This is a genomic window from Mesorhizobium helmanticense (genome assembly GCF_003034915.1).
In the GTDB taxonomy this organism is placed as follows: Bacteria; Pseudomonadota; Alphaproteobacteria; order Rhizobiales; family Rhizobiaceae; genus Mesorhizobium; species Mesorhizobium helmanticense.
In genome coordinates, this window is sequence record NZ_PZJX01000084.1 from 1 (window position 1) to 11392 (window position 11392).

The 11392-nt window shown below is 67.8% G+C and carries 9 protein-coding genes and 1 pseudogene; 1 reads left to right on the plus strand and 9 read right to left on the minus strand.

Annotation, left to right across the window (positions count from 1 at the left end; genetic code table 11):
* Positions 1-33: 33 nt before the first annotated feature.
* From fni to C9427_RS33015, 9 genes and pseudogenes are all read right to left on the minus strand, one after another.
* Entirely contained in the window at positions 34-1089 is a 1056-nt protein-coding gene (fni, locus tag C9427_RS32975; RefSeq protein WP_107653124.1) for a type 2 isopentenyl-diphosphate Delta-isomerase, read from the minus strand.
* Positions 1090-1173: 84 nt separating this feature from the next.
* Positions 1174-2076 (minus strand): terpene synthase family protein, encoded by a 903-nt coding sequence (locus C9427_RS32980; protein WP_006329109.1) that lies wholly within the window; start codon positions 2074-2076, stop codon positions 1174-1176.
* The gene (locus C9427_RS32985; RefSeq protein ID WP_107653129.1) at positions 2073-3623 is read right to left on the minus strand and encodes a hypothetical protein; all 1551 of its coding nucleotides are present in this window, start codon (positions 3621-3623) and stop codon (positions 2073-2075) included. The genes C9427_RS32980 and C9427_RS32985 overlap by 4 nt, the downstream gene beginning before the upstream one ends.
* 310 nt (positions 3624-3933) lie before the next feature.
* Positions 3934-4899, minus strand: coding sequence for a polyprenyl synthetase family protein (locus C9427_RS32995; RefSeq protein WP_019856502.1), 966 nt, complete (start codon positions 4897-4899; stop codon positions 3934-3936).
* Positions 4900-5049: 150 nt separating this feature from the next.
* Positions 5050-6393: a cytochrome P450 gene (locus C9427_RS33000; protein ID WP_107653125.1), complete on the minus strand. Its 1344-nt coding sequence runs from the start codon at positions 6391-6393 to the stop codon at positions 5050-5052.
* Positions 6393-7283, minus strand: coding sequence for an SDR family oxidoreductase (locus C9427_RS33005; RefSeq protein WP_342587273.1), 891 nt, complete (start codon positions 7281-7283; stop codon positions 6393-6395). Before C9427_RS33005 ends, C9427_RS33000 begins: the two co-directional genes overlap by 1 nt.
* Before the next feature lie 108 nt (positions 7284-7391).
* Positions 7392-7535 (minus strand): annotated as a pseudogene (locus C9427_RS35370) (ferredoxin); the annotation flags it as partial.
* The gene (locus C9427_RS33010) at positions 7519-8808 is read right to left on the minus strand and encodes a cytochrome P450 (RefSeq protein ID WP_107653127.1); all 1290 of its coding nucleotides are present in this window, start codon (positions 8806-8808) and stop codon (positions 7519-7521) included. The pseudogene C9427_RS35370 and the gene C9427_RS33010, both read right to left, overlap by 17 nt.
* Before the next feature lie 94 nt (positions 8809-8902).
* Complete coding sequence (locus tag C9427_RS33015) at positions 8903-10105, minus strand: cytochrome P450 (protein ID WP_027033415.1); 1203 nt, start codon at positions 10103-10105, stop codon at positions 8903-8905.
* Positions 10106-10770: 665 nt separating this feature from the next.
* On the opposite strand from C9427_RS33015, the gene C9427_RS33025 reads away from it, so the two are divergent.
* Positions 10771-11133: a Tn3 family transposase gene (locus C9427_RS33025; RefSeq protein ID WP_425351706.1), complete on the plus strand. Its 363-nt coding sequence runs from the start codon at positions 10771-10773 to the stop codon at positions 11131-11133.
* Positions 11134-11392 lie beyond the last annotated feature (259 nt).

The window sequence follows — 11392 nt, forward strand, 5'->3', positions numbered from 1 at the left end:
GGCGCCCGCCGCCACGTGCGGGCGACGCCGGCATCAACCGGCGGGCAGATGCGCCGAGGGCAACAAGCGCGCCTGACGCAACGCCGCCAGATCAGCCGAGCCGGTGCAGAAGCAGGCAACGGCCAACTGGCGGATCACGATCTCGAAATGCGCGACAACCGCCTCGGTGGACACCGTCGCCGCGCGCAGCACGCCGGCCGCCTGCCCGGCGATGTCCGCGCCCAGGCGGATGGCCTTGGCCACGTCGACGCCGTCGCGGATCCCGCCCGACGCGATCAGCTTCACAGTTGGCAGCGCCCGACGTACCGCCTGCACGCTGGCCGGGGTCGGAATCCCCCAGTCGGCGAACGCCATCGCCACTGCACGGTCGGCGGCATCGCGGGCGCGCTCGCCCTCCACCGCGGCCCAACTGGTGCCGCCGGCGCCGGCGACATCGATGACCGCCACGCCCGCCTTGGCGAGCGCGCAGGCCACCGAGGCGGACAGGCCCGACCCCACTTCCTTGGCCACAATCGGCACGTCCACGCTGCGCGCGGCGCGAGCGATCTGCGCCAGGACGCCGCGCCAGTCGCGGTCGCCCTCCGGCTGTACCGCTTCCTGCAGCGCATTGAGATGGACGACGAGTCCATCGGCCTCCAGCGCATCCACCGCCCGGCGCGCCAGGTCCAGGCCGTCGGCCTCGCGCAGTTGCGCGGCGCCGATATTGGCCAGCAAGGGAATGTCTGGGGCCATGCGGCGCAGCGCGCGCGTCAGCCCCTGGGAGTTGCGGGATTGCAGGCTCACGCGCTGCGAACCGACGCACATGGCGATCCCCAAGGCTTGTGCTGCCTCGCTCAGATGCCGGTTGATGGCCTCGGCGCGTGGCACGCCGCCGGTCATGGAGCTGATTAGCAGCGGCGCGCGCATGGTCTTGCCCAGCAGCGAGGCGCGCAGGTCGATCTGCGTCAGGTCCAACTCGGGCAATGCGCAGTGTTCGAAACGGATGTACTCCCAGCCGGCGGCGACCGTGGCCGGCGCCGTTCGCCGATCCAGCACGATGTCCAGATGGTCGTCCTTGCGCCGGCTCGGGATGTTGTCGCTATCGCTCATGCTCGCTCCATCCGTCGCATCGGGGGACGGCGTTGCATCGGATCGGACCGACGGCAGCGCGCGCACGCAGCCGCATCCCGCCGTTCAGGCGGGCGCACGCTGGCCTCCCCCCGCAGCGTCGCTGCGGTAGCGGCTGGTCGAGGTCTGGTAGTACTGCGCGCGGATGGCCGCCATGGCCTCGATCAACGCTCCCCACGGCGCGGGAAAGCGTTCTTCCGCCATCACCCGGTGCAGCATGCGCGTATGGCCGGCCAGCTCGTCGTTGAGGAACTCCACCACAGGCATAGCCGGATAGCGCTGCCGCAGCAGGATCGCCGCGTTGTCGGCCTCGCCGGCCGACCTGTCCTTGTCGCGTCCATGCAGATCGTTCTGCAGGCGCCCTATCGCGGAGATGAGCCGCAGGGCCTGGCGAAACGCCGGACGCGCACGCAAGGTCGCCATGTCCAACCCCCACAGCAACGAAAGGCAACAGAACACGTTCGTGTAGGCGATCGAATCGATGCCATTGTGCAGGTATTCGGCGTAGGACCAGCGTTCTGCCCCTGCCGCCTGCGCGTGTCCGGCGCGCAGCGCCCCGCAGTAGCACCGGGTATCGTCGAGAAGCTGAGCATAGTCGCGACGATCGTAGGCGAGCGCGGCCAGCGAAGCGCGCAGCACAGCGCAGCCCTCGAATCCGGGGAGCGCGCACGGCACGCCCTGCCCCAGCTCCTGCTCCACCGCGGCGAGCTCCTCCGGCGCGATCAGGCCAAGGTCGTTGCAATCGTCGAGCCAGAACAGCAGCGCCAGTTCGCGATAGAACGCCACGATCAGCGTTTCGTCCTGCGGATCGCGGCCAGTGCGGGCGCTGGTGTCGCGCAGGCCCGGGTGGATGCGCTGCAGGATGTACTGGCCGCCCCTGACCGCTTCCACGGCATGCTCGTCGGCGAACCCTGTCAGGGAACGCCCCCACTCCAGCACCTGCTGCAGCGCGCGTTCGGTCGGGATCATGGCGCCGCTCCTGCGCCCTCGGCCAGGACGCGCCGCCCCCAACGAAGCGCCAGCCACAACCCGGCGAGTTCGGCCACGCGCACGACCCGGGTGGGGCAATACAGTTCCTTGCCGATCCACAGCGACGTCTGCGGCAATGCATGCGACACATGGCGGGCGAGCATCCACTCCAGCGCATGCGCCACCGCCTGCGCGATGCGCCGGCGCCCTGTCGGCTCTTCGCTCCCGTCCATGACGTGCAACGCGAACAGCGCATAGGCGGTTTCCTCAAATGAGGACGCGCGACCGGCGCCCCAGCCGCCGTCATCGCGCTGCGCCTGCAGCAGCGCCGCCAGCGCGCGCTCGTCGCGCCACTGGGGCTTGCCTTGCGCCAGCGCAGCGACCGCATGCGCGGTGGGATACAGCCACGAAACGTGCCATTTTTCGTTGTCCCATAGACCGTGCGGGTTGCGATTGGCCTCGACGTAGTAGCTGGTGCCGGCGGCGGGCTTTCCCAACAGTCGCAACGCATGCAGGGCATGGATGTTGGTCGACACCGAGGCATTGCGCTCGCCGGGGAAGGTGACGAATAGCTCGCCGATTTCGAAATCGCGCAGCGCATCGACCGGCGGGTCGCGACCTGCAAGGCGCAGGACGCACAACGCAACGGAGGTGTCGTCGGCATCGGCTGCGAAGTGCAAGGCCGGGCCCAGACCGCGCACGCCCATGCGGGCGTCGAGCTGCGCGACGATCACGCGCACGGCATCGGCGAACGCGGGATGCGCGAACAGCCCGGCCAGATGCAGGGTGTACAGCGACCAGCATGGCTCGAACACATTGATCGGCCAGACGTTGGGAACGACACCTTCGATGCCGCTGCGCGTCGCCCGCGATGCCGCCTGCAGATACGCGTCGGTGCGCCCGACCTGCGGCGTGCTCCCATGTGTTACGGCGTGCGCACGCCACGCGGCGGTGGCCGCCGGACTGATGCCAATGCTGCCGTCGTCGTCGGGGCATGCGGTGGTCGGCGACGTTCCCCAGGCTTCCCAGGAGTGCAGCAACGGATGGCCGCTCGGCAACGTCGCCACCGCCCCCAACTTGACAAGGCACGCCTGCCGCAACGGCAACAGCGCCGGGTGGCGCGGAAACCCCACGCCGCCCAGCAAGGATGCGGCCTCGCCGCACAACTGCGGCAGGATCAGCTCCGCGCCGATCGGCGCGTCCTCCGGCACCGAATGCGCGTAGGGATCGGGCTGGCGCTCGAGGAACCGGGTTGCAGCCTGGACTGCGTCGGCCGCGCCGGGAAGAGGATCGGCACGCTGCAATGTCAGCAACGCCGCCCAGGTGGGCGCATGGCGGAACAGCGGGAAGTCCGCGCTTCCCCATCCGCCATCGGCCTGTTGTTGCGCGATGAGCCACGCATATGCGTCCTGCCGACCGGTGACGTTGCCGTGGAACTGCAGAGCTCGCGCCGTGTCGTAGACGGACGGACCGACGCTGCCGCCGTCCCTCATCTCGATCAGCAGGTGGCGCAATTCGGAAAGGATCTGTTCGGACAGCGCGTTCACGCGGTTTGTTCCTTCTGCAGACAGTTGACGGGAACCAGGATCGGGCAGACGCCGCGCACGTCGCCGCAGGTCCGTCGCGGCCCGGCGCACGGGCAGCGCCGGACGGCCGCCCTGCTCCGGCGCGGCGACGCGCCCCATGCTGGGGCCGGTCCGCCGCATAGGCTTGCGCGCAGCGCGCCGCGTACGCCGCGGCTGTGCTGAGCAACCGCTGCGATCGCCGCCGCCGACTTGGACACAGGGCAGCATGCACCGCTCACGCCGGCCGATCGATCGCAGCGGCACAGGGGCGACTCCATGCGGACGGGCGCGCTCATGCGCATGGCGCGTGCTTGAACAGATACGCGTTGGCCCGCTGCAGCATCTGCGCCAACCGTTCCGCACGCGTTCCCAGCGGGGCGATGGCCTCCCCGGCGTCGCGCAACAGATCCAGCGCCAACTGGCGCGCTGCCTGCAGCCCCATGATCGACGCACAGGTCGGTTTCTGCGCCGCCGCGTCCTTGCCGGGGGTCTTGCCCAACGTCGCGGTATCCGCTGTCGCGTCGAGAATGTCGTCGACCACCTGCAACGCCAGGCCGAAACAGGCGGAGTAGCGATCGAGCGCACAGTACAGCGCAGCGTGGGCGGCATCCTCCGCGATGGCGCATAGCGCGCCCATGCGAACGGACGCGCGCACTAGTGCTCCGCTCTTCATCCGGTGCATCGCCACGATCCTGTCCAGCTCGACGTGCTTTCCTACCAGCGACAGATCCATGGCCTGCCCGCCTGCGGCACCCTCGGCGGACACCGCCTGCGCCAGTTCGCGCACGAGCGCGATACGGTTGTCGCCCGGCGCATCCAGGCTCGCCAGGGTCAGGAAGGCGTGCGCCTGCAGCGCATCGCCGACCAGGATCGCAGTGGCTTCGCCGAACTTGACGTGCACGGTCGGAAGGCCGCGGCGAAGCACGTCATCGTCCATTGCGGGCAGGTCGTCGTGGACCAGGGTACAGGCGTGCATCATCTCGATGGCGGCGCCGACATCGTCGAGCATGTGCGCCGGCGTGTCGGCCAGTGCGCCGGTAGCCAGACAGAGCAAGGCGCGGGTGCGCTTTCCGCCATGCAAGGTGGCGTAGCGCATCGCCGCCATCAGCTCGGTCTCACCGTCGTCTTCGGCGCAGAGAAGACGCGCCAGCGCCTGTTCGACCCGCCTTGCGCCGTCCTGCATCCAGATCTCCGGCGGCAGCCTGCCGGATGCGCCACGCGCCTGCGCGTCGTCGTGTAGCGTGGAATCGGTCTGCATGTCGTTCATGTCCTTGTACCTGGCACGGCCACGGTGAGCGTCCGAGCCGCCGCGGTGTTGGCGGCGTCGCACCGAGCGCGCGCGCCAAGTGCAGCATTGCCGCGCGTCGCCGGCGCAGCTGCCTCGCCACACGGGGCATGCGATGCCACCTCATGAGAATCCGATGCGGATTTTCATGGACGGATGTGCGGTCGGGAAATAGCGCCGACCTTTTTCGACGGCGCTCAGCAACCGCGGCCGCACCCCGGCCTTGTGCATGGTCAGTGCCAAGGCGATGCAGAACTGCACCATTTCCAGCCATACCAGGTGGTAACCGATGCAGACGTGTGGGCCGGTACCGAACTGCAGCATGTCCACCGGCCGGATCGGCTCCGTGCGTTGCAGCCACCGTGCCAGGCGGAACTGATCAGGCGCCTCGTGCAGCAGCGCAGAGGTCGAGAAATGCAGCAGCGGGATGCACAGAGGGGTGCCCGCAGGAATGCGCCGTTGGCCGAGTTGCAATTCCTGCAGCGCGCGACGCGGCAGGAGCGTGGTCGCCGGATGCACGCGCAGCGTCTCGCGGAACAGCGCCTCGGCGACCAGACACTGCGCCAGGTCCGCGTGCCGGGTCGGCACCGCGCCCACGCGTTGCGCCTCCTCGACCAAAGCGTCCCACAGCCCAGGCTGCCGCGCCAGCTCGATCACCATCCAGGCCATCGTCGAGGCGGTGGTGTCGTGGCCGGCAAGCAGCAGCAAGCGGATATTGGCGACCAGGACGTCGTCGGAAAGCGCATCGTCGCCGCGATCGAAGGCGCTCACCATGTCATTGATCAACCCAGTGCGCGCGGCATGCGCGCGCGCGTCGCGGACGAACTGGCGCAACTGCGCGTCGATCCAGTCGCGGGCGGCGCGGCCGCGCCGCAAGGGGAGTCCGGGCAGGTCGACCGGGGGCGCGACGATCAACTGCAGCAGTTGCCGGTATTTGCGATGCCATCCCGGCAAGTCCTGCGCTGGGATTCCCATGAGGCTGAAGATGAGCTTGAGCATCAGGTCGCCGGTCTCGCGCAGGATGGTCACATCGCCGCGGTCGCGCCACGCCTGCACCCGCGCCTGGATGACGGGCGCGAACAGGTTGCCGATGCCGGCTTGGGTCAGCCCCTTGGGCAGGAACGCCGCCTTGATCGCGTCGCGCGCCTGCCGGTGCGCGCCGCCGTCCTGGGCGACCAACGTTCCGCCAAGCAGTTCGGGCGCGATCTCTTCGATCAGCGCCGAGGACACGTCCTTGTGCCGGAGCAATGCAAACGCATCCGGATCCACGCAGGTCATCAGGTGTCCGGCAGGGCCGAAATCCAGCCAGAAGTGGCTGCCCAACGTGCGTTCCGCGCGCCGCAGCAGGCGCGGCAGGTCGCATACGATGGCGGGAAGATGTCCGACCAGGGGGAAAGCGCCGGGCACGACCGGGATGTCGTCCCGCAGCCGGTGCCGACGGTCCAGCGGGTTGAGCAGCATGTCCATCAGCAGCGCGGCGCCGCGGCCGCTTTGGCGGTGTCGCCGGCAGGCCGCGCGGCGCGGCTGTTGCCACCGTCGGCGTACGTCGGCACATGCGCCAGCATGCCGCCGTCGATGCACAGGACCTGGCCGGTGATGAACGCAGCATCGTCGGAGAGCAGGAACGCCACCAGCGCGGCCACGTCCTCGGGGCGGCCGACGCGCTGCAGGAGTTGGTGCCGGCTCAGTTGCCGTTGCATGCACTCGTCCAGCTTGGCGAGGAGACGCTCGGTCATGATGAGACCCGGCGCAACCGCGTTGCAGCGGATCTGCGCATGACCGTACTGGGTGGCGAGCGAGGCCGACAGCATGTTCATCGCCGCCTTCGACGCGGCGTAGGACGTCTGCGCGGTGTCACCGCTGAGCCCCTGGCACGACGACATGTTGACGATCGCGCCACCGCCGCGGGCGATCATTCGTGGGATGGCCTCCCGGCAGCAGAGCAGCGTGCCGCGCAGATTGGTCGCCATGATCTGATCCCAGACCGCCAGGTCCAGGTCGAGGATCGTGCGGTCGCGCGGTGTCAGATGCATGGCGCTCGCATTGTTCACCAGCAGGTCGACCCCACCGAAGTGCCGCTCCGCCGTCTCGAACAGCGCTGCCACCGCCTGCGCATTGGCGATGTCCATGGCCAGGGCCAGCGCGTGGCCCGCTTCGGCCGCGATCTGCGCGGTGCAGGCGACGGCCGCCGAGCCATCAATGTCGGCCACCACCACTCTGCCGCCCTCGCGCGCGATGGCGAGGGCGCATGCCTTCCCGATGCCGGCGCCGGCGCCGGTCACCACGGCCACCTTGCCTTCAAACCGTCCTCCTGGGTTGCGTTGATCTTTCGCGGCATGCCGCTCAGCCTCCGCCAGAGAAGGCGCAGGGTCGGCGCTGGCGCGCTCGCTAGCGTCGCTTTCGATGACCCGAATGGCGGCGACCGGGCACTGGCTGGCCGCGAGCCGCGCGGCGGCGTGCAGCGCCTGCGGGACCGTCGCCACGCACACTTCCGCCACGCCGTCCGGTTCGCGCTGGCGAAAGGTGCCCGGCAGCGTCAGCACGCACTGCCCGGTGGTTCCGCACAGATCCTGATCGATCACGACGCGCATCTCAGCCCCCCTGCGCATGCAGCCGCACCGGCAGCGCGCGGAACGTCCTAAGGAACGCGGAGGGTTCCCGGGTCGGCTGCTCGGCCGATGCCAGCGTGGGGAAGCGCGCCTGGATGCGCGGCAGGCTCTCGGCCAACTGCACCCGGGCCAGTTGCGCACCGAGGCAGAAGTGGATGCCGTGGCCGAAGCTCAGCATGATCTTCCCGTCGGTCGACATGCCAGGAGTAGTGCCGTAGAACCGCGCGGGATTGAAGCGGTCGGGATCGGCGAAGGCGTCCGGGTCGCGATTGCCGGCCGCGATGAGCACGCGCACGTCCGCGTTCTTCGGGATCACCACGCCGCCCAGTTCGATGTCGCGCTGGGCGATACGCGGAATGGAGCTGAACATGGCAGGCGCGTCGCAGCGCAGGACTTCTTCGACGAATGCCTTCACCCCCACAGCGTCTCCCTGCAGCCAGTGCCGCTGTTCGGGATACGCGAGCATCGCCAGGACCGCATGGTCGATGGTCGCAGCAGTGGTGGCGAAGCCGCCCAGCAGCATGCCCCACAGCATGCTGATCAACTCCGCATCCGACATCGTGTCGGCATCGTCGTCGTGTGCGCCGACCACCATCGACACGATGTCGTTGCGGGGATCGGTGCGCTTGCGCTGTATGAGATCGCCGAAGTAGGCCTGCACCCTGGCGCTGGCCGCGTCCGCCTCGGCGAGCTGGGGATCGCTGGCGTGTGGGCTCAGGCCTTCCAGAATGGCGCCGATGCCGGCGGCGAGCCCGAACATGTCATCCTGGGGCATGCCGAACAGTTCGGCGAAGACCAGCATGGGCACAGCCAGCGCGAATTCCCAATGCAGGTCCACCGCCTCCCCGCGCTCCAGCGCGGGCGCCATGCCGTCCAGGCGCGCTGCAACGATGCGTGCGATGCTCGGCCGCAGGTTGTCGATCTGGCGTATGGTGAAATCGCGCGAGATCAGCCGGCGCAGACGCGTATGCGTCGGTGGTTCCTTCATCGCTAGCGTGGACGCGAGGAGATTGAGTGACAGGCTGGTCGCCGCACGCGGGAAATAGCGCGCCAGTTCGCCCGGCGCCGGCCCCCGAAACGCGTCGCCCGTGGCCTTGAGCGCCCAGAAAATGTCGGCGTGGCGGCTCAACAGAAAGAGGCCCGACGCCGCGCGATGCACCGGATCGTGCTCGCGCAACCACCGCATGAACGGATACGGGTCGTGGATGCACGCTGGCGACGCAAGTTCGGCGAAGGCGTCCCGGCATGCTGCCTTGGTTTCTTGCACGTCCATCTTGGTTACCTGTTGGCTGGCTGATCTGACCGGCGCGTGCTAGGCGCGCCGGCAAATTGCGGAGAAGATCGCGATTCCGGGCGGCGTCCGCGCGTCACCAGAGCACCGGGAACTCCTCGAACCCGCCAGTGATGATCTCCTTGCGCAACTTCAGTTCTTCGGGCGCCACGGCTAGGCGCAGCGCGGGAAAGCGCTGGAAGATCGAGCCGACCACCACCTTGAGTTCCAGCCTGGCCAGCGCCATGCCGATGCAGTAGTGCGGCCCGTGCGAAAACGTCAGGTGCGGATTTTCGTCGCGTCCGATGTCGAAGATTTCCGGGTCGTCGAAATGGCGCGGATCGAACGACGTCGCCGGCAGGCCGACCAGCACCTTGCTCTCCGCGGGAATATGCACGCCCGCGATAGTCACGTCGGTCCTCGGATAGCGCATGATGCCGTCCCAGCCCGCGCCCGGCGGGTACATGCGCAGGATTTCCTCCACCGCCTTGTCCACCAGGGATGGATCGCCGACTAGGCGTTCGCGCTGTTGCGGATGGCGGAACATGGCCAGCAGGCCGAATTCGATCTGCGCGACGGTGCTCTCGTGCCCCGCCACCAGCATGCCCGCCGCCAGGCCGATCGCCTCTTCCTCGGTCGCATTGCCCTGCTCGACCGCCGCGAGCAGATCCGTCAGCAGGTTGTCGCCCGGATCCTGGCGCTTGTCCCACATCTTGCCGCGAATGTAGGCGCGCAGTTCTTCCCAGGCCAGGCGCGACGCGCTGCGCGGGCCGCTTTCATGCTGGTGCGTCATCACTTCGTCGGACAGCCCGGCGAAAAAGGCGTGATCCTCGTAGAGCACGCCCATCAGCGCGCTGATGACCATGGCCGGCAGCGGAAAGGAGAGGTGGCGCCTCAGGTCGGCGGGCTGGGGCTGGGCCGCCAGCGTCTCGAACAACTGCGCGGCGATCGCCTCGACCTGCTGCGCGAGCAGCTTCACCCTGCGGTTGCTGAAGGCCGGCGCCACGATCGTGCGTAACCGGGCATGCTCGCCCCCCTCGTGCGAGACAAGCCACCCCGGCGAACCGAGAATCACCGAATCCGGGGTGAATGCCGCCGGCGGCATTCCCGCGGGCCGGAACGCCGCGTCGGACAGCGCCGCCTTGGCTTCGTCATAGCCTGTCACCCACCAGCCTTCGTGCCCGGAGGGGAAGCGCACGCGGTGGATCGGACCGTTGGCGCGTAGCGCCAACATCTCGGGCGAGGGCTCGATGTGGTCGACGCGCCACATCGGCAGCGTCGGCAAGGGTTGTTCGGACATGGTGGCGCTTCACTCTCTAGCGATGGAAGGGCGGAGGCGCTGCGGGCAGCGAATGACGAGGGCATGTAGACGTCCTCCGCAGCGTAGCCAGACTCCAAGATCGGCCAACGTGTAACTGCCTAGGCATACCGCGTGGCGAGATGCAGAACTTTATCCTGCGCCTTCAGGATAAGACGAGTGTGGTGGGCCTTTGAGTCGCAGCCGGCCATCAAGATTTCCTGCGCAAGGGTCGACAAGGGTGGCAGCCTGTTGGGTACGGGGCGGTTTCGCCGAGGCCCCCTTGCATAGAATGTTATCTGATGCGGATTTGACATTTGCTTTTCTTTCTCCGTTTCATCGATCGCGGTGTCATCCACGAAATGAGGGTCGGTCGGCGGCTCCCGGCTCCCAACGAAGGAGTTTCAAAACCCGTGCCAATTTGGCCGACCCAGCGAAGAAAAACATTGTGATTACTTTTCAGCGGATTAGCCTGAGGCCAGACAAGAGCTCGGCGAAATAGGCCGGTGTCGCGGACCCAACAAAGACGACAGAAGAGTGTCGGATAGGCGACACCTTCTTTGTCAGTTGTCCTGTCCTGGAATGATGGCAGGCCACCTGACCCTATTGACCCATAGGAGGTTGGCTCAGGGGTTCACGTGCTTGCTTAGGGGCGCGCTCGAGGCGGCTTGCGGGCGCGTTGCCAATGCAACACTCTGGCTATCCGCAACACCGCCATCTGGGGCGAAGCCGGGACGGCCTGCGCGTCGGAGTCCAAGAAGTTCGGCGCTTGGGACGGCAACCTGATGACGGAATGGCATGTCCGCTATGGCGGTCGCGGCGTGATGACCTTGGCATGTCGAAAAGGGCTCGACCTGCATTTTCGCGCAACTGGAGCGCTGTTTGTCGTCGGAGGTCGCCGCGATGATCAAGGGCGTGCTGCGACACTGCACCAACGTGGAGATTCAGGGCCAATATTCGACAGCCAGGGCCAGAGCGCCGTCGGCGTCGCTTTTCGCCGCCTGCTCGGGTTCACCTGCCGCCACGTCTGAAGGCGATCGCCCGGCAGAAGCTGGCGCCGTCAGGCCTGCGCGCTGAATTTCCCAATCTGCTTCCCATTCTTTCCAACGTCATCAACTGAGAGGAGGTTGAGCAGCAGTATGGCCACAGTCTGGGCCGGCATCGATCTGACTGCCATCCCGAAATATCACCGTCGCAGCGGTGGCCAGAACGACCATCGGAATAGCCTCCGGCCTTCGTTCATCCCGAAGAAGGGATGACCGACCAGTCCGTTTTTCGCGCGCGAATGCG

What these genes read in the sequence shown, in the direction of transcription:
- fni (WP_107653124.1), bottom strand. Translation starts at nt 1,089, where the DNA reads ATGAGCGATAGCGACAACATCCCGAGCCGGCGCAAGGACGACCATCTG.
- C9427_RS32980 (WP_006329109.1), bottom strand. Translation starts at nt 2,076, where the DNA reads ATGATCCCGACCGAACGCGCGCTGCAGCAGGTGCTGGAGTGGGGGCGT.
- C9427_RS32995 (WP_019856502.1), bottom strand. Translation starts at nt 4,899, where the DNA reads ATGCAGACCGATTCCACGCTACACGACGACGCGCAGGCGCGTGGCGCA.
- C9427_RS33000 (WP_107653125.1), bottom strand. Translation starts at nt 6,393, where the DNA reads ATGGACATGCTGCTCAACCCGCTGGACCGTCGGCACCGGCTGCGGGAC.
- C9427_RS33010 (WP_107653127.1), bottom strand. Translation starts at nt 8,808, where the DNA reads ATGGACGTGCAAGAAACCAAGGCAGCATGCCGGGACGCCTTCGCCGAA.
- C9427_RS33015 (WP_027033415.1), bottom strand. Translation starts at nt 10,105, where the DNA reads ATGTCCGAACAACCCTTGCCGACGCTGCCGATGTGGCGCGTCGACCAC.